The organism is Nocardia iowensis (assembly GCF_019222765.1).
GTDB classification, from domain to species: Bacteria; Actinomycetota; Actinomycetes; order Mycobacteriales; family Mycobacteriaceae; genus Nocardia; species Nocardia iowensis.
Genome location: NZ_CP078145.1, coordinates 2275226 through 2296875, shown reverse-complemented (window position 1 = coordinate 2296875; position 21650 = coordinate 2275226). Strand labels below are relative to the sequence as shown.

General features: G+C 65.7%; 24 protein-coding genes and 1 tRNA gene. 10 read left to right on the top strand and 15 right to left on the bottom strand.

Features of this window, described 5'->3' with window-relative positions:
• Nucleotides 1-89: 89 nt before the first annotated feature.
• From KV110_RS41765 to KV110_RS10445, 6 genes are all read right to left on the bottom strand, one after another.
• Nucleotides 90-1133, bottom strand: a complete 1044-nt coding sequence (locus KV110_RS41765) for a terpene synthase family protein (protein WP_218475493.1) — start codon at nt 1131-1133, stop codon at nt 90-92.
• The gene (locus KV110_RS10460) at nt 1130-1702 is read right to left on the bottom strand and encodes an EF-hand domain-containing protein (protein ID WP_218475492.1); all 573 of its coding nucleotides are present in this window, start codon (nt 1700-1702) and stop codon (nt 1130-1132) included. The genes KV110_RS41765 and KV110_RS10460 overlap by 4 nt, the downstream gene beginning before the upstream one ends.
• 471 nt (nt 1703-2173) lie before the next feature.
• Complete coding sequence (locus tag KV110_RS41370; RefSeq protein WP_246634452.1) at nt 2174-2329, bottom strand: hypothetical protein; 156 nt, start codon at nt 2327-2329, stop codon at nt 2174-2176.
• Nucleotides 2326-3120, bottom strand: a complete 795-nt coding sequence (locus KV110_RS10455; RefSeq protein WP_246634451.1) for an alpha/beta fold hydrolase — start codon at nt 3118-3120, stop codon at nt 2326-2328. Before KV110_RS10455 ends, KV110_RS41370 begins: the two co-directional genes overlap by 4 nt.
• 474 nt (nt 3121-3594) lie before the next feature.
• Nucleotides 3595-4200, bottom strand: a complete 606-nt coding sequence (locus KV110_RS10450) for an ATP-grasp domain-containing protein (protein WP_218475491.1) — start codon at nt 4198-4200, stop codon at nt 3595-3597.
• Between the two features lie 218 nt (nt 4201-4418).
• Nucleotides 4419-5006 (bottom strand): GrpB family protein, encoded by a 588-nt coding sequence (locus tag KV110_RS10445; RefSeq protein ID WP_218475490.1) that lies wholly within the window; start codon nt 5004-5006, stop codon nt 4419-4421.
• A gap of 429 nt (nt 5007-5435) precedes the next feature.
• On the opposite strand from KV110_RS10445, the gene KV110_RS10440 reads away from it, so the two are divergent.
• Nucleotides 5436-6080 (top strand): class I SAM-dependent methyltransferase, encoded by a 645-nt coding sequence (locus tag KV110_RS10440; protein ID WP_218475489.1) that lies wholly within the window; start codon nt 5436-5438, stop codon nt 6078-6080.
• Here the strand turns inward: KV110_RS10440 and KV110_RS10435 are convergent.
• Complete coding sequence (locus tag KV110_RS10435) at nt 6077-6328, bottom strand: hypothetical protein (protein ID WP_218475488.1); 252 nt, start codon at nt 6326-6328, stop codon at nt 6077-6079. The genes KV110_RS10440 and KV110_RS10435 overlap by 4 nt on opposite strands.
• Nucleotides 6329-6938: 610 nt before the next feature.
• Between KV110_RS10435 and KV110_RS10430 the strand changes: the two genes are divergently transcribed.
• Nucleotides 6939-7214 (top strand): hypothetical protein, encoded by a 276-nt coding sequence (locus tag KV110_RS10430; RefSeq protein WP_343224197.1) that lies wholly within the window; start codon nt 6939-6941, stop codon nt 7212-7214.
• Between the two features lie 138 nt (nt 7215-7352).
• Here KV110_RS10430 and KV110_RS42160 read toward each other — a convergent pair whose 3' ends face one another.
• Nucleotides 7353-8129 (bottom strand): glycine-rich domain-containing protein, encoded by a 777-nt coding sequence (locus KV110_RS42160; RefSeq protein WP_454189768.1) that lies wholly within the window; start codon nt 8127-8129, stop codon nt 7353-7355.
• 155 nt (nt 8130-8284) lie between these two features.
• Nucleotides 8285-8647 carry a DUF4279 domain-containing protein gene (locus KV110_RS10425; protein WP_218475486.1) on the bottom strand — a complete coding sequence of 121 codons (363 nt, stop codon included), beginning with the start codon at nt 8645-8647 and terminating at the stop codon, nt 8285-8287.
• Nucleotides 8648-9034: 387 nt separating this feature from the next.
• On the opposite strand from KV110_RS10425, the gene KV110_RS10420 reads away from it, so the two are divergent.
• From KV110_RS10420 to KV110_RS10405, 4 genes are all read left to right on the top strand, one after another.
• On the top strand, nt 9035-9226 hold the full coding sequence (locus KV110_RS10420; RefSeq protein WP_218475485.1) for a YegP family protein: 192 nt from the start codon (nt 9035-9037) through the stop codon (nt 9224-9226).
• 195 nt (nt 9227-9421) lie between these two features.
• Nucleotides 9422-9751, top strand: a complete 330-nt coding sequence (locus KV110_RS10415; protein WP_218475484.1) for a hypothetical protein — start codon at nt 9422-9424, stop codon at nt 9749-9751.
• Nucleotides 9752-10247: 496 nt separating this feature from the next.
• Nucleotides 10248-10571 carry a hypothetical protein gene (locus KV110_RS10410; RefSeq protein ID WP_218475483.1) on the top strand — a complete coding sequence of 108 codons (324 nt, stop codon included), beginning with the start codon at nt 10248-10250 and terminating at the stop codon, nt 10569-10571.
• Nucleotides 10572-11364: 793 nt separating this feature from the next.
• Nucleotides 11365-11655, top strand: coding sequence for a site-specific integrase (locus KV110_RS10405; protein ID WP_218475482.1), 291 nt, complete (start codon nt 11365-11367; stop codon nt 11653-11655).
• 67 nt (nt 11656-11722) lie between these two features.
• On the opposite strand, the gene KV110_RS10400 is transcribed toward KV110_RS10405, so the two are convergent.
• Nucleotides 11723-11795 (bottom strand) — tRNA-Asn (locus KV110_RS10400).
• A gap of 78 nt (nt 11796-11873) precedes the next feature.
• Nucleotides 11874-12806, bottom strand: a complete 933-nt coding sequence (locus KV110_RS10395) for an endonuclease/exonuclease/phosphatase family protein (protein ID WP_218475481.1) — start codon at nt 12804-12806, stop codon at nt 11874-11876.
• 142 nt (nt 12807-12948) lie between these two features.
• Between KV110_RS10395 and KV110_RS10390 the strand changes: the two genes are divergently transcribed.
• Both KV110_RS10390 and KV110_RS10385 read left to right on the top strand, forming a co-directional pair.
• Nucleotides 12949-13089: a hypothetical protein gene (locus KV110_RS10390; RefSeq protein WP_218475479.1), complete on the top strand. Its 141-nt coding sequence runs from the start codon at nt 12949-12951 to the stop codon at nt 13087-13089.
• A gap of 118 nt (nt 13090-13207) precedes the next feature.
• Nucleotides 13208-13453 carry a hypothetical protein gene (locus tag KV110_RS10385; RefSeq protein ID WP_107654933.1) on the top strand — a complete coding sequence of 82 codons (246 nt, stop codon included), beginning with the start codon at nt 13208-13210 and terminating at the stop codon, nt 13451-13453.
• 63 nt (nt 13454-13516) lie between these two features.
• Here the strand turns inward: KV110_RS10385 and dnaG are convergent, their stop codons facing one another.
• The 4 genes from dnaG to KV110_RS10365 form a co-directional block, all read right to left on the bottom strand.
• Nucleotides 13517-15442, bottom strand: coding sequence for a DNA primase (gene dnaG / locus KV110_RS10380; protein WP_218475477.1), 1926 nt, complete (start codon nt 15440-15442; stop codon nt 13517-13519).
• A gap of 228 nt (nt 15443-15670) precedes the next feature.
• Nucleotides 15671-16930: a deoxyguanosinetriphosphate triphosphohydrolase gene (locus KV110_RS10375; protein WP_218475476.1), complete on the bottom strand. Its 1260-nt coding sequence runs from the start codon at nt 16928-16930 to the stop codon at nt 15671-15673.
• Nucleotides 16930-17610, bottom strand: coding sequence for a YdcF family protein (locus KV110_RS10370; RefSeq protein ID WP_218475474.1), 681 nt, complete (start codon nt 17608-17610; stop codon nt 16930-16932). The genes KV110_RS10375 and KV110_RS10370 overlap by 1 nt, the downstream gene beginning before the upstream one ends.
• 211 nt (nt 17611-17821) lie before the next feature.
• Nucleotides 17822-18499 carry an MBL fold metallo-hydrolase gene (locus KV110_RS10365; RefSeq protein WP_246634450.1) on the bottom strand — a complete coding sequence of 226 codons (678 nt, stop codon included), beginning with the start codon at nt 18497-18499 and terminating at the stop codon, nt 17822-17824.
• Nucleotides 18500-18692: 193 nt separating this feature from the next.
• Between KV110_RS10365 and KV110_RS10360 the strand changes: the two genes are divergently transcribed.
• Nucleotides 18693-20666, top strand: coding sequence for a TPM domain-containing protein (locus KV110_RS10360; RefSeq protein ID WP_218475473.1), 1974 nt, complete (start codon nt 18693-18695; stop codon nt 20664-20666).
• Nucleotides 20667-20710: 44 nt separating this feature from the next.
• The gene (locus KV110_RS10355) at nt 20711-21529 is read left to right on the top strand and encodes a MerR family transcriptional regulator (protein ID WP_218475471.1); all 819 of its coding nucleotides are present in this window, start codon (nt 20711-20713) and stop codon (nt 21527-21529) included.
• The last annotated feature ends 121 nt before the right edge of the window (nt 21530-21650 follow it).

Below are 21650 nucleotides of genomic sequence, written 5' to 3'. Positions count from 1 at the left end.
CGGACGGGGCGTGATGTGGGACGCGCTGAGGAAACCGCGGTAGAGGTCGCACTCCACCGGGAATCGGTTTGCCTGTTGCGTGGGATGGGTCAGGGGTGCTGAGTCGGGGGTCGGCTCATGTATCGGAGGGAGTCGAGAGCCCAGGTGAGGTAGGCGGCGGGGAAGTTGAGGGTGGCGCAGGCGATGCGGCTGATGTCGCGGATGGTGGCCGGAGGCAGGCCGAGATGGTCGGCGATGTCGGGGACGCGTTGGCCCAGGGCAGCGGCCTGGTCGAGGCGAGCGACGATGCGGCCGACCACCCATTGGTCGGCGTCGGAGTGGTTCAGTCCGAGTTCGTGGCGTGCGACCAGGACGTAGTTCATGGTGACGCGGTCGGTGATTTCCTTGGGGCAGGAGAGGATGTCATTGCACCAGTTCGCGGCGTCGCTGACGTGGCAGACCAGCTGGTGCCACAGCGTGGTGGCCGCGAACGCGGGCGGTAGTTCGATGCCCAGGATTGCTTCGGGTAGGTCGTAGATCCACATGCCGCCGGACTGGCGCCGCAGCAGCGGATACTCCGCGATAGTGGGAACGGTGCCGCTGCGGCGCAGCCGCAGTTCGCGCAGGCAGCCGGTGTGCTGGTAGCGCAGGTCCTCGCTGAAACGGGCACGCCAGTCTGAGCCCATGCCTCTGCTGGTTTGCTGCCACAGCTCGGCGAAGGCTCGCTCGATCACGTGGGCGGGACCGCTTGCGGTGCCGTGGACAGCGGACGCGCTGCTGTGGATGTCGGTGTCCGGGACTTCCGTGCGGGCCAGCAGGTTTCCGAACATCGTGTCGATCGCCTGCGGGTCGGTGTGAGATTCGACGTGGTCGTCGAGGCTGAACAGCCAGATCAGCCAGCGCGCGTACAGCAGAACCTGCTCGTCGCGTTCCTCGGACATCGCGGTGGCGGCCAGCTGGTCGATGCCCTGGGCGCGCAGCCGCACCGCGGCCGGCCCGGCGGCCAGGCCGCAGTCGGAGGCCCAGCGTCGGGCTCGGTGTTCCAGGTCGCTGGCGTGGCGGTGGCGGCGGTGCGGGCGGCATAGCCAGCGACTGACTTCGGGCAGTAGCACCCCCCGCACACCGGAATCGGTGTGCACGGGTTCGTCGGTCACAGCCCAGCCCGGGACAACGGTGTCTGGAACGCCGGGCCGTACAGCCAGTTGCCGGGCGCCTCCGGGTCGGGGTTGGTGTAGTAATCGCGGACAGCGTCCAGGTATTCCTGCACGCTCAGGGCACCGTCGGAGTCGGTGTCCAACTTGTCGAACGCCATCCGGCTGTCCTCGGCGGAAATCCCCAGCACGGCCTCCATCGCCTGGAACTCCGCCTGGTCGATCCGGCCGTCGCCGTCGGTGTCAGCGACGATCGCCAGGGCCCTGGCAGCGGGTCGGAAGATATCGTCGAATTTGCCGCCGTCGACGAAGGCCGCAATCATCCCGGCCCGGTATTCGTCCGGGGTGATCTGGTGGTCGCGGTCGGTGTCGCAATGCTCGGCCAGGGCGTCCCAGAATCGATCGAACGCCTCCAACAGGGCCTGCCCCTTTGCCGTCGACGTCGGCTCGGAGAACTTCAGCAACAGTCGCGAACCCAGCCCGAGCATGTCCTGCCGCTCGATCAGACCATTGCGATCGATATCGAGGTGCAGAAACGTGAGGTCGATTTTGTTCGCCAACGGTGCGTTCATCGTCACCACTCCAATCGTCACAAAAGGAGAAAGACCGGAAGAACACCACAGATCACCCGTGGTGTCGGTGCACAGATTGGTGAACTGATTCCTCCAATCTGTTTGTGAGCCAGCCAATTCCGGAACAGCGCTTCTCACTGTAAAGACTGCCCGGGTCCGACACGCCGCAGACCGAACAGCCCACCGGTCGCCGACGGTGTGTTCCGGAACGGAGTACCCGGCAGCGTTCACCTACGCGCACCGCATCCCCACTGTTGCGGAACATCCTGTATTGCCGCGGTGCGGGCGTTCTGCGCGGCAAGATCGACTGCGGCGCAGAACGTCCGGTAGTGCCGATTGTGTGGCCTCGTCCGTCCGGCCAGAACAGCGCACTGGCCATGCCGTGTTGCCCGCTGATCCGTTCAGTCGGTGCCGTCCGAAGCGCGCTGGCCTGCCGATGCGCGGTCGGCAGGTCACCGTGTTCGGTGGTGCTCAGGACAGTGTCTTGATCCATTCGGTGATGATGTCGACATAGCGTTGCGCCTGTGGTTCGTGCATGGTGTGCGGTGCGTCGAGCTGGGTGTAGGTGACCGGGTGGCCGGTGGTGCCGAGTAGGCGTTTGGCTTGGGCGGCTTGGATGTCGGTCATCGCGCCCATGAGTTGGCCGGTCTCGGGGTCGGTTTGGTGGAAGTGGTGGGTGAGCAGTGCCGGGGCCTTGTTCTGCGACAGCATGGTGGCGTGGTCGCAACCGGCGTTGGCGGTGTCGGTGGCCTTGAGGTGCTGGACCGGGTGGGCGACGCTTTGCCGTTGCCGTCGCCCATCATGAACCCGATACCGGGGTGCAGGAATTCGGGGTGCAGGAATTCGGGCAACTCGGCCGGTGCGGCTTCGATCATGCCTTCCCAGTCGCCGATGCTCCATTGCGGGCCGAGCCATTTCGCCCACAGCGCGAAGATCGGACCGAGGGTTTGCATCATGCCGGGACCGTAGGGTGGTCCGGCTTGGGCGGAGAACAGGGGCGGGTCTTCCAGGATCACGCCGCGGACCAGGCCGGGCTTGGCGTAGGCGCTCAGCCAGGCGGTGATCACACCTCCCGAGGAATTGCCCGCCACCAGTGCGGGGCGGCCGATGACGAGATCGATGAAGTGTTCGACGTCGCTGCCCCAGGTGTTGAGGTTGTAGCGGCCGGTGGTCCAGGTGGTGCGGCCCTGCCCGCGTAGATCGATGGCGAAGACCCGGAATTCCGGGCTCAGCAATGCGATGGCTTCTTCGTATCCCCACCAGGATTCGCCCTGGGCGGGGATCAACAGCAGCGCCGGCGCCTCGGGATCACCCTCGGCGACGTAGTTCATGCGGATCTCTCCGAGGTCGACGGTCTTCTCGTCGAATTTGTGCGCGACGAAGGTGTCGGCGCGGTCGGCGGCTTCAGAAACTCCCATGATCAATGACCTCTCTGTGTTGGAGTCCGGCCAGCTGAACCATTCCGCGCTAGCGGGCCAGCTAATCGCTGGTAATCGTTTGGGCACGATCCAACGTAGGAGGTGCTTAGGACAGTTGCCGCCCTAGGTCATCGCGCCGTCTCTGTGGCGAGAGACATAGGGCCGGTTACTGGGAGGCCGTCGTCCGCCAGGCTTGGTCGGAACATCCATCCATGTCGCGGTCGGCACCGAATATCGCCATGGTGCGTGCAGTGCCGCGATCACGGCGTGCCGGTTCGGATACGAACTGTCGAGGAGGTGCCGGGTAAGTCACCTTCTCGGCAGCGCCCTCCGGGTGCCCCACAGAATGTCCGCTCATGCCGCATATCGCGTGTTCTCAGCCAGATTGATCGTTCTGCCGACTTCAGATCCACACGGCCCATTGAATTTCCGCTGCCCCGCGCGGCCGGATCGATCAGCGCGGTATGCGGCAGTTCAGTACATTCGCCCGTTGAAGAGTGGACCGAGCTGAGAGCAAACGATGCGGCCCAACCATCCACCGGTCATGTCCTCACCACGCAGTTCCCGGAATCTCTGTGCCACACGCCAGGCGGAGTCCGCGTCGTCCAGTTCGGGGATGAACGCCGACTCATTCCAGTAGTGCTTCATCGACTTGGTGTAGTCACGCAGCACTGCGGGACCAGAACCGAGTTCGGCACGCGCACGGGCGAATCCCGCGTAATCATCACCGACGGTCCATACCGACCGCGGCGTCACGTCGGTGACCGAGGAATACCAGCCCGGCAGCTCGTGCGCCCGACGGTACTGTTCGGGACTGGTCCTCAAGGTGACGCCACGTCGTCGCAGTGCCGCGGCGAACTCGGCGTACTGCTCGCTACGCAACATCCAGCCGCGATACCACGCCGTATCGCTCGTTCGCACCGCGCGAACTGCCTCCTCGGCACCGTCGGGTCTGGTCAACGCGTCGTGATCGACCAGCGCGACCTCCATTCCGGCCGCGCGGGCGGCATCTGCCTCGGCGGCGAAATGCTCATCGGCACGACGAGGACGAAGCACATCGGCGGGAACGAGCAGCATCATGGATCGCATGGTGGCGACCGAATCGTCCGTCTTCAAGTCGTTTTCGCGCTGGATGCCCGCTCGTCGGCAAGAGCGGATGTTCTGCGCCGCAGTCGATCTCGCCGCGCAGAACACCCGCCCAGCGGCAATACCGGATGTTAACGAGATCAACTGTGGGCCATCGGTTTCGCTCGACCGAACGAGCAGAACACGATCTATGAGGACGGTTGCAGCATGGTCTACTTCATCCCGGCGGCGCGGAAGAGACGATCGTAGATCTCACGGATCACCTGTTGCTTACGCGCGTTGTAATCCATGACGTTGCCACCTGCGGGGATCGCCGCTCGTTTGGCGTTCTCGTAGAGTGCGCGGTCCTCGGGGTGGGTGCGCAACCAGTCGCGGAACATGCGGTGTCTGATGACCTCCGGACAGTCCGGGCCGAACACGTGCAGGTTCACCCGAGGGTCGGCGAGCCGCAGGCACCGATGCTCATGGAACAACGGCTCTCGAACGGTGAGGAAATAGCCGAGTCGTTCGAGCGGTGGGACGTACACGCTCTCCTCTCGCGGGTCGGCAACGGTGAGATCGATGTCGATGACGTCCTTTGCGGCAAGTCCCTCGACGGATGTGGATCCGATGTGCTCGATGTCGAGGGCCACCTCGCCGAGCGCGGCAAGGATGTCGTCGGCCAAGGCCTGAAAGCGGCGCGCCCACTCCCGGTTGTAGGAGACGATCGTGATCGTCTCGGGTGAGGGCGGCCCGTTGACCCAAGGGTTGTCGGAGGGATCGGGTTCGTGGTGGCGGGTGATCTCGTCGAAGGTGGGCATCAGAAACAACCTAGCGATGTGACGAGGGTTTCGGCACCGCCTTTCCTCGGCTCCGCCAGCCCCACACATGGTCGCTAGCGGGAGCAAGTGCAACCACAAACGCCCTCAATTCGGCAGATCCGGATGTTGGCGAGATCGACTGCCGCCCAGCGGCTGCGGCCGGGCCGAACGCACGGGTCGCGGCATGAGCGGACGTTTTGAGCTTGCGTATTAGGCGCAGCAGTCCTCGGTTGTTCCTCCATCCGCCCGATGAGATGTGCGCCAGCATCTGCGACTGGTAGGTGTGGTTGGTGACCGGCGGTCGGACAGCAACCACAGCGAGTTCGGTGCCATCCGAACAGGACGTAGGTCGGGTAGGGGCGGAACGCCAGGTGGCGCGTTCTGCGGGACGCACTAGACATAGTAATTAGGCATGCCTAACCTCAAGGCATGCCAGGACTGGGGAACCGTTTGAAGTTCGCACTCGCTGGAGAAGTCCTCGAAACCGTCAATCCACTTCTACCGGGCCGCCCCCACGACGCACTGATCCGCCTGGTCGAGCGCGGTCACGTCGAGCACGTGTTGGAGTTGTGTGCCGGGACCGGATACGCGTCACGGCTACTAGCCGATAGGCGCCCTGAGATCCAGGCGACCGCCGTCGATCTCTCACCCGAGATGATCGCGGTGGGCAGACGCAAAGTGGCCGCACAGGGGATCGTCAACCTCACCCTGGCAGAGGGCGATATAGCTGACTTGCCCTATCCGGACGACTCGTTCGACACCGTGATGTCGGTCTTCGGGCTGCATGAAGTCCCTACCGCGGTCCGCGACAGCGCAATCCGCGAGTCCGCGCGGGTACTCGTACCCGGCGGGCGCATCGTCATCATCGATCTCGACCGCCCAGTGCTGACCGGATTGCTGATGGATGCCTACCTACTGGTCATGGAGCCGCAGCATGCCCGCGCGGTGTGCGGACGTGGCCTGGTTGAGCTACTGGCGAAAAGCGGATTCACCATCAGCCACCACGACCCTGCCGGGTCGCTGGGAATGACACAGTCGATCATCGCCACCCTGGAGGCGGCACCCGAGCCCTAGATCACCAGATCGAACCCGGAGATCCCTTGGGAGCAAACGGATTCGGGTCCTTTGGCGTGGCTGGGCCATTTCGGGATATCGAGCATTCGATCGAGTTCGCGCCGCATCGAAAACTCCGACTCGTGTGCCCAAACGGCCCTGCAGATCATCGAGATCGGCCTGCGGCCGTTACCGGTAGCGGCGGTGAACTCGACGAGCCCCAGCCATACCCCGTTCCAGGCCCGCGCCGCGATGGACCCGGTCTCCATGCATCGGCACCCCCGACACGATGCCGAGGGTGCCGTTGTTTCTGGGGCGTGCCGAGTCCGCGCTGGCCGTCCTAGCACTACGACTCAGCAGTGGTGTACGCCAGGACAGTGGCCTATCTTTGGGTGCAGAACCGAACTGGGGAGGGTCGGTAACAGAGGTGGGCCAGCTACTACGCAACCGCAAAGTACTCGGCGTATTTGCCGTGGTCGCATTCATTATTTACGCGGTGGGATCCTTCGCGGCATGTGATTTGATTCGCGGCGGCTCCGACACCGACGTCGACAAGTTGAAGGTGGGCCAATGTCTGGCGAGTACCTACCAACCTCGCGTTGTGGACTGTGCCTCACCTGACGCCGAAGACTATGTTGAAGCTATTGTTTCGAACGCTGACCAATGCCCTGTGCATGGGGGTTTCCGATTTTGGCTGCTCGGGTCGAAACACGTCGTCTGCCATAGCGGCTGGGACCACGTGAAGATGAAACCCCGCCATCAGCTATAGCGGCTGGTACCACGCCTTCTGTGGGCGATCCCGTTGCTGGCCGCACGAACCAACGACGACAGTGCAAGGTCGTCGGGGTGGCGTTCGAAGGGGTGGCGCCGGTGTAGTCGATCCCGTCGTATCGGGGTCAGCGCAACAATCCAGGTTTGTACTTCTCGGCGACGGTGGGCGCGCATGTCGAGTACGAGTCGCGGCTCGAGCGGGACGAGGCGATGGCTCTGGACTTCGATCCGGACGCTGTCGGGTATGCGGCGCAGCCATTCTGGCTGTTCTGGATGGACGGGGTGAAGCAGCGATCGCATGCGCCGGACTTCTTCGCTTGCCTCGCGGACGAGTCCGGTGTGGTGAACAGACGCCATCCATTTCACGCAGACCAGATAGGTTGAGCCAAAGCCGTCACGAATTGACTCAACCTATCTGGACCACCGCAGCTCAACGCATCGACTATGGGCCAGAATCCTGAGCCAGAACACGCTCGCTTTTCGCTGTCGCGCACGGTCTTCTGCGTCGTTCGAGTGTGGCCGTCAGGGCTTGAACGTCACGAACACGCAACCCTTGCCACCGGAACCTCCCTTTATGCCGTCCCCCGAGGAGGAGGGGCTGGCACTGGTTGCGCGCTCGGGCTTCCGGCCGCCGTTACGGCCGATACCACCGTAGCTCGTGCAGCCTGCCGACTTCCCACCCTCCGAGACCGCTCCGGCATGCGGACTGGATTTCCCGGGTTCTCCGGCGGTGACCTCCGAGGAGTCACCGGTGCAGAAGGACGCCTCCTCGGGGCCGCCGATTCCAGGGACTCCATTGGTACCGGCAGCTTCGGCTGTACCGGCAGTTCCGCCGTCCCCACCGAACCCACCCTCGGCAGCGGCCACCTCTTCCCCCGCGACGGCGACAGACGAGCGCTCACCGTCGTCGCCCGTGCCACCGCGGGTAGGCGTTCCAGTGTCGGCCCCGGTGCCGCCCTTTCCTCCGCGGCCCCCCTTGCCCACAGTCATTGTCACGACCTGCCCTGCAGTGACAGCCACCGTGCATCTGACACCAGCAGCGCCGCCACCACCGCCGCCACCACCACCTACGTTGCTATCCCACCCCCCGCCACCCCCGCCGCCGCCATTGCCGCCTCCAACGAAGACGGCCATCTGCGTCATGCCGTCTGGAACCGTGCAACTGAAGGTGCCTTTGGGGGCCTCGATCTCCGATTCACAGGGCTTGTCAGCGGCAGCGGCCGCCGGGGAGAAGCACACGGGTATCGCGGCCACAGCAGCCAGGACCACTACCCGGAGAAACGACCCTTGCCATGACATTTGACCGATCAGCGGTCCAGAAACCAGTAGTACGAATAGCGAACCTCCTGTAGTCGGGAACCGATGCGGAAAAAAACACGCACATATTTGGGACGAAGAACGACAGTGGACGCCAGCGAAACAAGGCAGAACACCAGAGCCACCGGTCCCGACGATTATTCGACACCACTAAGGTTGCGGATGGCATCGATTACTAGTTGGGAGCGGCGCACTTCGCGGCCTGCGGATACTCCAGCCTGGTGGACGTCAGCGTCAGATCGATCGCGGTCGACGCCGTTCCGGTCGCCGACTGGATCGACCACGTCACCGGGGGCGCACATCGAACGGACCGGTTTCAACCTGTCGACCAGATGCGCAATCTGATCATCGACGCTCTCGGTGCTGCGTCGGATGATCTTCCACGCATAGCAGCGGGGAACCCAATGCTCCGCCGACCGACCCCCCATCACCATGACCTCGTCCGGGTCCATCTGCATCCGAGCGGCCATCTCGACCGCCGACAGCGTGTCACTCTTCAAACGCGAAATAGCAGTACTGACGGGTCCTCATCATCAGCAGGATCGACCCTTGCCCACGTCCACGTGCCCAGCTGTCGCGATGGCGTGCAGCGGTGGAAGCGCTGTGATGACTCGGCGGCGACGCTATTCACGCACGGCGCCCGCGGCTGGCTCTGTTCGCCAATGACGACGGCCGCGCGGCGTCCCCACCTGCCGCAGCGGGTTGAACGCGCGCCCAGCGACCATCTTCGTGTGTTGGTGCCAGGTGCTCTTACACCCGGTTCAGGGGCCCGATGGTGCAGCTCGTTGATTGCTGTTCGATAACCAGATGACACTTGGCCGTTGTTGATCACCTACCGTCGTAAGGGTCAGGTGTTATCCAGGTCAACAAGAGCTGAGGTAACTGAGATGGCTGCGAAGTTCGAGATGTACAAGGACAAGTCCGATAAGTACCGGTTCCGGCTCAAGGCCACCAACGGCGAGATCATTGCTGTCGGCGAAGCGTATGAGTCTGAGACTGCGTGCAAGAACGGCATCGAGTCGGTCAAGAAGAACGCTCCAGCCGCAGAGATCGTCAACCAGACAGCGGCACGGGTCTAGCGAGTTCGTTCCGCAAGCTCGGTCCGGCCACTTGTCGTCGGACCGAGCAAGCGCACCCAGCGGCACAGAACGTTGGGGACCATGCCGTGCGCTGAGATCGCGCGCCGTGCGGCATTTCCGGACGAGATTCACCGGGACACGGGACAGCGCGGGCAGTAGCGCGGCGGAGCGCGATACGACGTACGCTCTCGGGCCGTGAACAATCCGTGGCTGCAACACATTCTTCTGATCGGCGCCATCCACACGGTGTGGCTCGGGGTTGGGAAGGTCTGTGCCGCAACCGGGAAAAGCGGTCGGGTCCCGTACCTCGAGTCGGCGGGAACCTGGGGCGAAGCGTTCTCGTACCTGGTGAACGGCGCATTGATGGCGGCGATCGCGTGGGCGTGGATACGAGGGAACACGGATGTGGCGCGGGTGCCCTTCGACGATCTCGCTATTCCGTCGATCCTCGGGCCAGCGGTCGCCTTCCTCACCGGACTCATAATCGGTCCAGACAGTCCTGTCGGACGATGGCGGGAACGCTGAACTGCGCGGTTACAAGGCGCGGAAGTTGGTGGGTTCCGGTTTGCCGCCGGTCAGACGGATGATCCGGTGCGAGCGCGTCCTGGCCGCTGGTGATCGCGCGTGCGGTGTCGATCAGGTGACCGCCGACGATGGTCGCGCCGGATCCGATGATGGCGACCTCCGCGCGGCGGGCCCTGACTCATGTGTAGCCGAGTTCGGCTCTGCGGTGCAGTTCGTTGGCGATGGTGTCTGCGGAGGCGGGGGTGACGGTGGTGTCGTTGGGGTTGACATCGATCAGATATCGCCGGGCGGCCGGATGTCCGTCGTGGATGTCGATCCCAGCTCACGTAGACGGCCGGTTGGCCGCCGACCTGGTCCCAGATGCGGGATCCGGGGCGGATTTGCTTAGTACTGCTCCAGCCGCATCAGTGAATCCGGAACCCGCACCGCCGGTCACGTTTACCGGCGTCGGCCCCATGGACAGCAACCCCGACGATCCGGCCGATCGCACCAACAGGTGAACACGAGGACAGTCTGGAACTTCACGCCCGACGAATTCGCCTGGGTGTGGGCCGAAACCGGACGCGATGAGTATCCGGACCCGATCAGCATCATCGAATCGCCCATAAACCAGGACGACTACACCCGCCTAGTCGGCGAAATAAGCGCCCGCTACCCACACCACGCCGATGCCGATCTCACCGGCCCACTGCGGATGCTCGCAGATCCGGACCTCCGGATCGTGTGCACCGGCCGATCGCTCACCTCGCACAAACGGCTTCGGTCGGTGCCGCGGTCGCTGATCTCGGTGTCGTATTGTTCCAGAAGTCTGGTGCGATAGCCGATTTCGGCGGCAACCTCAAGCTGGTCGTCACTCAACGAAGTAACCTCGGCAAACACCTCGTCGGCACCATGCCGACAGCCCCCGCTGGCGCAGCAGGACAGATGATCGGATACACGCGACGAGCACGTGGGCAAGAACCACCCAGTTCATACCGACACGCTGACAATGGACAACAGCCCGTCGAAGAACGCATCCGAACCCTATTGCGTGCACCACGGACCGCCGAAGGCTATCTGAAGATCGAACGTGACCTACACGACCGACGTCCGCCCTCTCGGACAACCCGGTACGCGACACCTCCCGAATGCGCCGACGCAAAACCAGGCCACAGCCCATCGAACGAGAACGCCTCAACGCCCTGCGCGCCCAGCTTCAGGAGTGGTTGGCAGGCAACGAGATTCCAGGAACACCCGCATACACCCGTGGCACGAAGCGGGACCCGCTCGTACTCGATGTCGCCGATCTGATCCTCGGTTCTGGCGTGCGACCGGGGGGAAGCCCTGGCGGCTTGTTGGGATCAGTACGACCTAGAGGCCGAGCCGGCGCTGTTCACCATCTCGGCGACCGTCATCAGGCTCGCTGGGAAAGGGCTGTTCCGCCAGGAGTGGGCGAAGACCGATGCCGGGCATCGTGTTGTTGCGCTCCCGGAGTTCACTACCCGCATGTTGAAGCGGTTGCGGGCCGATCCGAAGTGTGGGGGTATGTGTGAGGTGAAGACCGTTCGGGAGGTGCGCGGCGGAGTCGTGGAGGTAGACGACAAAGTCTCGCTTGTCTTTCCGGCCGGGGAGGAGTGCTTCGCGACCCACACAACTTCAACCGGACATGGCGCGACGCACGTGGAACGCTGTACAAGAACGTCACCCAGTACACGTTCCGCAAGGCCGTCGCCACGCTGATCGCCGAGACATCGGATTCGAAGACCGCCGCGAAGCAGTTGGGCCACTCCCGAGAGGGAATCACCGAGAGGCACTACATCGCTTCGCCCGAGCAGGCTCCGGACTCGTCTGCCATGCTAGAGGAGGGCTTCGCGTGGGGACCTGACGCAATGTTCGGTGCCGAATTCTTGGTGTTTTCTTGGTGACGGCCCAATACACACCGGCCAAATGAATAGCCCCTGACCATATTGCCTGGTCAGGGGCTTATTCCTGCTCCCCCATCTGGACTCGAACCAGAAACCTGCCGATTAACAGTCGGCTGCTCTGCCAATTGAGCTATAGGGGACTATCCTCGGCTCGTCTGTGCTAGGCGGGCCGAGGAGAAACTTTAGCGTATGGGCGGGCGCCCGCCCAAATCGTGTCACTACCTGCTGACATGTGGGGTGAGGGTGGCGGTGGCGGCGCGGTGGTCGCTGCCGGGGGTGCGGCGGACGGCGGCGTGTACGGGGGTGAAGCCGCGGGCGAGGATGTGGTCGGGGCGGGTGAGGGGGAATTCGGCGGGCCAGGTGAAGCCTAGGCCGGTGCGGACGTCGTCCAGAGTTTCGGTGAGTGGGGCGAACTGGGGGTCGGTGGAGGCGGTGTTCAGGTCGCCGAGGACGAGCAGTCGGTCTGATCGGTCGCGTTGCACGAGGTCGGTGAGTGTGCGCAAGGTGCGGTTGCGTGATTCGGTTTCACCGAAGCGGACGGAGCCGAGGTGCACGGCGTAGACGGTCACGTCGCCCGCGGGGGACTCGATTCGGGCTCGTAGGGCGCGGGCCCACCCTTGGCCCAGGTCCAAGCGTTCGACGTCGTTCACGGGGTAGCGGCTCCACAGGCCGATGGTGCCGACGGTGGCGGCGTGCGGGTGGTGTGGGTCCAGGGCCACCGCGACGGATGCCCGGTTGCGATCGGTGAGTTCCTGTACCGAAATCACTGCGGCGTCGGCCAATTCGGCGGCGGTACCGGCTGCGCCGAGGTTCTGAGTGGCGACGCGGAGTTCGTCGGCGGATGCCTGCCCATGGGGACGCTCCATGAGCTCCGGCCCGAAGAGTACCGACCAGGCGAGCAGCGGTGCCACGACAGCGACGAGGCCGACCTTGGAGGCCATGCTGAACGCGACCACGGCAAGCAGCAGCGTCGGGACCAGCAGCCACGGCAAAAAGCTGCCGACCAGCTGGCGAACGCCGCCGAGCTCGGGCAGCAGTGGATGGGCGACCAGCAGCACGGCCAGTAGCGCGGCAGCCGACGCGAGCGTGATGTCTCTCAGTGTCCCGTGCAGCATGACGCCAACGATGAACTCCGAAAATGAGAGCTTCATGAATCGACCGAGTTCGACCGTCCTGGCGTGGCGGTAACGGTACGGCGTCCATCGGGCGAGAGTATGAATACATAGCGCTGAGCGCGTGGTGAATTGGGCACTCCACAGCAACCCCGCTGAGCAAAGGAACGAGGAGGCCGTCATGAGCGAATTCGCATGCGGCGATTGCTGGCGTCGCGAGAATCTGACATTCAAACAACGACTGGACCCCGCGCACATCCACCGCGGCCATCGGCAGCTGTGCGAAGAGCATCGGGCCAAGCGAGAGGAACTCGCCGCCTGAGCCGCTTTCGTGACCGGTCGGCGAATTGACCCGCCCAGCTGCTAGCCGGATCGACAGGGCTACCGCGCGTCGGGCAGGATAGAGCCCGCGAACAGGCAACTGGGAGGAGCACATCGAGATGCTGCGGTTGATCATCGGCGTGGCGGCCGGGTATGTACTCGGCAGCAAGGCCGGGCGGGCTCGCTACGAGCAGATCAGCGCGGCGACCCGCGCGCTGTCGGAGAGTCCGGTGACCCGCAAGCTCGTGCTCGTCGGCAGGCAGAAGTTGTCGGACAAGCTCAGCACGAAACCGCGGCTGGAACCGATGGAGCCGCTGGACGAGCGGACCACCATCCTGGTGCCGCAGGACCAGCTGCGCCGCTGAGATCTGTGCGAACACAGTCGAGCGACCCAGGCGAGCTGAGCCTCGGTCGCTGAACGCCGATTACTAAGCCCCGGTGGCGAAGTCGTCGTGGTTCCCCATCGCCTGCGTCAGCAGGCTCTTGCGGTACTGCTCCAGCGCCACCAGATCCCCGAACAACGCCATGTACGCATCGGGCTGCTCGGTAGACGACACCCGTTGCAGCTTGGACTTCAGCTCGGCGATCTGCCGCCCCACCCACGCCTCCTGGACGCGCGCCAGCACGCCCGCGACGAAGCGCGGGATACCGGCCGCGTTCTTCACCGGCAACGGCTCATTCGCCAGTTCGGACAGCAGCGCGCGCATGGTCAGATCGTCGGTGCGGTCCGCGATCGCGTTGACCCACTCGGCACCGCCGAGCCCGGCCCCGGTGCCGCCCACCTCCGCGATGAGCAGCCGGACCGCGGCGTAGGCGGGGTGGGTGAAGGCATCGGCCTCCAGCGAGTCGAACACCGAGCCCGCCATCGCCGGATACTGCAGCGCCGCCGCGAGCACCTGCCGCTGCGGCATCAGGGTCGGGTCGTTCGGATTGGGCCGCGCCGCAGGATGTTCGGCGACCACATCGCCCTGCTGCTTGGCCGGCGGGATCGTCCGCCCGCCGGAGCCGTGGCCGCTGCGGTGGCGCTTGGCTTCGTCGCCGACCCGGCGGACCACGGTCTGGATATCGTCCCAGCCGACCCACCCGGCCAGCTTGGTCGCGTACGCCTTGCGCAACGCGTTGTCCTTGATCTGGGCCACCACCGGAACGGCCCGGCGCAACGCCTCCACCTGCCCCTCGGCGGTGTCCAGGTTGTGGTCGGCGAGCAGACCGCGAATCACGAACTCGTACAACGGGGTTCGTCGCGCCACCAGATCGCGGACGGCACCGTCGCCGGCGTGCTGGCGTAGCTCGCACGGATCCTGCCCGTCCGGAGCCACCGCGATGTAGGTCTGGCCGGCCAGTTTCTGGTCGCCCGCAAAGGCTTTCAGTGCGGCCGCCTGGCCTGCCGCGTCACCGTCGAAGGTGTAGATGATCTCGCCGCGCCAGAAGTTGTCGTCCAGCAGCAGCCTGCGCAGCAGCGCGAGATGCTCGTCGCCGAAGGCGGTGCCGCAGGACGCGACGGCGGTCTTCACCCCGGCCAGGTGCATGGCCATCACGTCGGTGTAGCCCTCGACCACGACGGCTTGATGCCCCTTGGCGATGTCCCGTTTGGCCAGGTCGAGGCCGAACAGCACCTGGGACTTCTTGTACAGGATCGTTTCCGGGGTGTTGATGTATTTGCCCGGCATGGTGTCGTCGTCGAAGAGCTTGCGCGCGCCGAAGCCGATGACGTCGCCGCCGAGATTGCGGATCGGCCAGAGCAACCGCCGGTGGAACCGGTCGATCGGCCCGCGCTGGCCCTGCCTGGAGAGTCCCGCGCCTTCCAGCTCCTTGAACTCGAAACCCTTGCGCAGCAGATGTTTGGTAAGTGTGTCCCAGCCCGCGGGTGCGTAGCCGCAGCCGAACTGCTGGGCGGCGGCGGCATCGAAATTGCGGTCGGTGAGGAACTTGCGCGCCGCCTCGGCGCCCGGCTCACGCAGCTGAGCCATGTAGAACTCGTGCGCGGCGGCGTTGGCGGCGACCAGCCGGGAGCGGGTGCCACGATCGCGCTGCACCGAGGTGCCGCCGCCCTCGTAGTTGATCTGGTAGCCGATCCGGTCGGCCATCTGCTCAACCGCTTCGACGAAGCCGACGTGGTCGATCTTCTGCAGGAACGCGAAGACGTCGCCGCCCTCGCCGCAGCCGAAGCAGTGGAAGAGGCCATGATTCGGCCGCACGTGGAATGACGGCGACTTCTCGTCATGGAATGGGCACAGGCCCTTCATGGAGTCCGCACCCGCCCGCTTCAGCGCGACATACTCGCCCACGATGTCTTCGATGCGGACGCGGTCACGTATCGCCGCGATATCGCGATCAGGGAGTCGTCCGGCCACGGCAGTGAGCGTACCTGTCGAAGGGGGCCTTCTTCACCTATGCCTCCGGCTCGACAGTAACTCCGGCGGCCTCCGTGCTCTTCGATGGCGAGCGGGGTATGCGACCGTGTCACCCTCGTCACGCTGACCGACCAGGATCCGGTCGCTGCGCGCATCCGCGGAGCGGACGTACTCGACGCAACGTGACGACGCTCGACGACGCTGTGACGGCAGCGGACCGCGCGCCGATCAGTGACCGAACGATTCCGCGACCCGCTCCAGCCTGCTCTCGGTGTAGGACGCGATCTGGTCCACGATCACCCGGACCCGCGCGGTGTCATCGGCGGCGGCTTCCCACCATGGCAGCAATAACGGATCGAGGCGATGCGGCGCGGCGGCGAGCAGTCCCTCGGCGACAGCGTGGATGCGGTCGCGCTGGGCGGCTTGGCGCAGTTTGTGGTCGGGGTCGGACATGACGTAGCGGAGGGCGACGGTTTTGAGCACGGCCACTTCGGCGACGACGACGCGCGGGACTTCCAGGTCGGCGCCGTAGCGGGAAAGACTCGCGCTGCTCGCGGTTTCGCGGGTCGCGGTGATGGCGGCGGTGGCGAAGCGGCCGACGAGTTCGCTGGTGAGGCGTTTGAGCGCAACGGAACTGGCGAGGGTGCCGTCGTAGGCGGTAACCGCGGCGACGACGGGCAGTTCGGACAGTCGCTGGGCGGCGGCAACCAGTTCGTCCGCCGAGAGGGAGTGATGCTTGTGTCTGCCGAGGGTAGCCAGCGCGTCCTGTTCGGCGGGATCGGCCAGAGCGCGTAGGTCGATCCGGCCGGCGATCACGCCGTCCTCGACGTCGTGCACGGAATAGGCGACGTCGTCGGACCAGTCCATGATCTGGCATTCGAGGCTGCGGCGGCGCTCGGGCGCTGCCTTGCGGATCCAGTCGAGGCGGTCGGTGTCGATGTCGTAGGCGCCGAATTTGGTGCCGGAACCTGTTCTGCCCCAGGGGTATTTGAGGGCGGCATCGAGGGAGGCACGGGTCAGGTTGAGGCCCGCACTGACGCCGTCGGCGTCGAGCACCTTCGGTTCGAGGCGAGTAAGGATGCGCAGGTTCTGCGCGTTGCCTTCGAAACCGCCGTGCGCGTCGGCGAACACATCGAGAGCCTTCTCGCCGTTGTGCCCATATGGCGGGTGGCCGATGTCGTGCGCCAGCCCGGCCAGGTCGACCAGGTCCGCGTCGCAGCCGAGACCGTCGGCGATGCTGCGACCGATCTGGGCGACCTCGAGCGAATGGGTGAGCCGAGTGCGCGGAGTATCACCATCGCGCGGGCCCATCACCTGAGTCTTGTCGGCGAGCCGCCGCAACGCCGCCGAGTGCAGCACCCTCGCCCGGTCGCGGGCGAATTCGGTGCGATGGCCGGACTCGAATTCGCTGCGCGGCGGGCCGAGTCCCGCGGTCTTGGCGCGCTCGACGACGAGCCGCTCAGCATCGTGTTCGGTGTAACCCTGCACTACTGTCCCGCCGTGTATCGGAAGTCCGCCGCGAAATGGGTGAGTTGATACCAGAGCAAAGCGCCTGTCTCCCTGGCAATTCCGTGCGCCTGCGACTCACGGGTGTAGACCGCGGGCCCGGTTCTGGTCGGCGCGGTCCACGCGTCGAGGCCCTCGTCGCGAGCCATCGTACGGGTGCGCAGCGAATGCCAGGGATCGCTCACCAGTACTGCCGAACCCATCTCGCGCGCCCGCATGGCCGTCGCGACCGCCTCGACGCTGCGCAAGGTGTCCGAGCCGGTTTCGACGGCGAGGATCTTGTCGCTCGGTATCCCGCGCGACTGCAGATAGTTCTTGCCGGACGCCGCCTCGGTATAGAGATCGCCCTCCTGCTTGCCGCCAACGGTGATCACCCGCGGCGCCACTCCCGCTCGGAACAGCCGGTAAGCCTGGTCTAGTCGCGCCTCGAACACCGTGGAGGGTGTGCCGGAATATTGCGCGGCGCCGAGCACCACGATGGCGTCCGCGGTCGAATAGTCATCGATGCGCGCCACCTGCCACACCCGGAACGACGTCCCCCCGACCAGCACTAATCCCATCAACACCGACCCGACGACAAGCCGCCGAACCCACCGCAACAGCCCCGCTCCGTGGCCGCGCGACGGGACGGGGTCGGGCACCGAATCAGCTCGAGCGCGCATCGTTGGCGAATCCACTCCCCAAGTCTGCCAGTAGGCGCGCCGCGCCCGGGTTGTTCGGGCGCCGGCGTGCGCACGCTGGGCCCGCCCGCCGATTTCGCGATCGAACCGTTCACGGCACGTCCCACAGAGCTTGCGAACGCTGCACAGCGCTGACAAGCACTGTGCGGCGTCGGCAATCTCGGTGACTGCGGGATTCGGCTGCGCGTTCGGGTTACCAGCCGCGTTCGCGCCACTCGGCTAGGTGCGGGCGTTCGGTGCCCAGGGTGGTGTCGTCGCCATGACCTGGGTAGATGACGGTGTCGTCGGGATAGCGGGCAAAGAGTTTGGTGGTCACGTCGCCGTAGAGGGAGTCGAAGTCCTCCGGACTGGTGGTGCGGCCGAGGCCGCCGGGGAACAGTGAGTCGCCGGTGAACAAATGGACCAGTCCGTCGCCGTCGGTGAGGCCGAGGGTGACCGAGCCGGGGGTGTGTCCGCGAAGGTGGATGACGTCGAAGCTCAGCTCACCGATGTCGAGATGATCGCCGTCGGCGAGCAGGCGATCGGGGCGGACCGGTAGCGGGTCGGCATCGAGCTGGTGGGCAGCGGTGGGCGCTCCGGTAACGGCCGTCGTCTCCTTCAGCGCCCACCAATGATCGGGATGCTGATGGGTCGTGACGATCAGACCGACCTGACCAGGCGCTACATGGTCGATCAGCGCCTCGATGCGCTCGGGTTCATTCGCGGCATCGATGAGCAGCGCGGCACCGGTGGCCGTGCATTGCACGAGATAACAATTGTTATCCATGCCGCCGACGGACATCTTGACGATGCGAGCACCGGCGACATCACGCTGCTGCGGATTCGAATCCGCCGACACGTGGCCGGTATACGGGCGATCGATGGTGATCACCCCGTCGATGCTATCCACCCCCGCCGCCCCCTGCCATCCCCAGACCCTCCGGCCCGGCCACCCGAGTCCGATCATGATCAACGGGACACCAGCGTGCCGCCACCCGCGAAATGCCGCGGCCACGTCCCGTTGATCACGCAATCAGGCACTTGGACGACAGCCTCGATGAGGGGGCGCGCGATAGATTCGTGCCATGTCGCTGCCGAATCGTGTTGCCCGCTGGACTGCCTGGGTGGCGGTCGGTCTGCTGATCGCCGGGGTTGCGGGGGCGCCGGGGGTGGGGGCGGAGCCGCCGGTGCGGATGGATACCTATGTGGTCGATTCGGCGAAGGCGCTGAACGGCGGGCAGGTCGATCGGGTGCAGGCCGCAGTGGATCAGTTATATGCCGAGCAGCAGGTGCGGCTGTGGGTGATTTATGTACGGGATTTCGGCGGGCTCGGGCCGGAGGTGTGGGCGCAGCAGACCGCGGCGGAGTCCGGGTTCGGCGGTCGCGATCTGTTGCTCGCGGTGGCCACGCGGGATCGCTCGTACTGGTTTTACGGGGATTTGCCCAGCGGTGTCAGCGACTCCGAACTGGACAGTCTGTTGACTCGTGAGGTCGAGCCCGCCCTGCGGGACGGCCGCTGGGCCGATGCGGGTGTCGAGACGGCCGACGGGCTGAAGGCGGCGGTGCAGGGCGGCGGCACCAGCGTCCGTGTCCTGCTCGTCATCGGGCTGCTGCTCGTGGTCGGCGTGGGCGGGCTGGTGCTGTTCTCCCGCAAACGACGCCGCGACCGGACCAAGGCCGAGCTCGCGGCGGCGCGGCAGGTGGACCCGGACAACACGACCGCGCTGGCGGCGCTCCCGCTGCCGGCGCTGCACACGCGCTCGCGCGAGGTGCTCGTCGAGATCGACAATGCGATCCGCACCAGCGCGGAGGAATTGGAGCTGGCGACCGGCGAGTTCGGCAGCACCGCTGCCCTCCCCTTCAACACTGCCCTCGATCACGCGAAAGCCGCTGCCGCCAAGGCCTTCTCGATCCGGCAACGACTGGACGACGAAATTCCGGAGACACCGGAGGAACAGCGCACGTTACTGGTCGACCTGATCGGCACCGTCGGGCGGGCCGATCGCGAACTCGACGCCCAGGTCGCCGAATTCGACGCGATGCGCAACCTGCTGATCAACGCGCCGGACCGATTGGACGGGCTGACAAGGGATCTGGTCGAACTGACCGGCCGCATCCCCGCGTCCGAGGCGGAACTTTCCCGGCTCACCGCCGCCCATCCGACCAGCGTCCTCGCACCGATCCACGACAACGTGACGATGGCCCGCGAACGAATCACCTTCGCGGAGCAGAACATCGATGCGGGTCGCGCGGCGCTCACCCAACCGGTGGGCAAGCAGGGCGGCGCGGTCGCCGCCATCCGCGCGGCGGAGGCGGCGGTCGGCCAGGCAGGCACTCTCCTCGACGCCGTCGACAACGCGTCCGCCAATATTCAGCAAGCCCGAGATGGCCTGCCCGCGGTATTGGACGAGCTGCGCCGCGATATCGCCTCCGCCACCGAGCTTTCCGGCTACGGCGGCCCCGAGCTGGCCGCCGCCACCGCTGCCGCGCAAACCGCCTTGGCCAAGGCCGAGACCACCGCGACGGCCGACCCGCTCGACGCTTTCCACGACGCGGTAACCGCCGATGGCGAGTTGGACCGCGCCATCGCCGCCGCCACCGATCGCAAACTCGCCGCCGAAGATCTGCGGCGCAGGCTCGACCAGGCGCTGCTCAACGCCCGCTCGCGAGTCGGCGCGGCGGCGGACTACATCAGCACCCGCCGCGGCGGCATCGACGCCGAAGCCCGGACCCGGCTGTCCGAGGCGCAACGCAATCTCGATGCGGCGCAACAGCTCAGCGCCACAGATTCCGCGCAGGCACTCGCGCACGCCCAGGCCGCCGCCGATCTCGGCGGACGCGCGCTTCAGGCCGCGCAGGCCAGCGTTCAGGCCTGGGAGGCACGCCAACCGCTGTCGGGCACGTCGCAGGCGGGAGCCGTGCTCGGCGGCATCCTCATCGACGGACTGCTGCGCGGGGCGGCGAGCGGCGGCCGCCGGTCCGGGTCGGGCGGCTGGAGTGCGGGCTCCTACGGCGGATCCTCGGGCTCGCGGCGGATCAGCCGGGGCGGCCGCTTCTGACGGTTGACCCTGACACCGTGTGAGGCCATAGACCGGGAGTCGTTATGTTCACCATCGGAGACTTCGCCAGACACGGACGGGTATCGGTGCGCATGTTGCGCCACTACGACACGCTCGGGCTGCTGCGCCCGGACAAGGTCGACCCGTACAGCGGCTACCGCTTCTACTCCGCGGGCCAGCTGGCCCGGCTCAATCGCCTTGTCGCACTGAAGGATCTCGGTTTCACGCTGGAGCAGGTGGGCCGGATTCTGGACGACCAGGTCAGTGGCGCGGAGCTGCGCGGCATGCTCACGTTGCGCCGCGTCGAGCTGGAGCAGCGCATCGCGGATGACCGGGCCAGGCTCGTCCAGGTCGAAGCGAGGCTCCGCATCATCGAGAAGGAGGGCGCAATGCCCGAGCATGATGTGATGATCAAATCCATTCCGGCGGTCCGGGTGGCCGAGTTGTCCGCTGTGGCGGGCGATTTCGAGCCGGATTCGATCGGCCCGGTCATCGGGCCACTGTTCCAGGACCTGTGCGCGCGGCTGGAGAAGGTCGGGGCCCGCTTCTGCGGACCAGCCATTGCCTACTACGGCCAGAACGGCGACGGCACGGTCCTCGCACACGCCGCCATGCCGGTCGATCTCGACCCCGGCGACACCCACGATTTCACCGTCGTCGACCTGCCCGCCATACCGAAGGCCGCCACGGTGGTGCACCGAGGCAGCATGCAGGACGTCGACGAACCCTGGCAGGCCCTCGCCCGCTGGATCGACGAAAATGGTTACCGCATAACCGGTCCCAGCCGCGAGGTGACACTGGTGTACACCGAGGACGAGGCCGGATGGGTCACCGAGCTACAAGAGCCCATCGAGCCGAAGTAGCCCGACCAAGATCAATGGATTTGGTGGCGGCATCGCCCGAGAGCAGCCGCCACCAAGTCCCGTGATCATGAAAGCCAGTTTGGCCGAGCTCTGGCAACGGCCGTTTCCTTCGCCGAGCGGT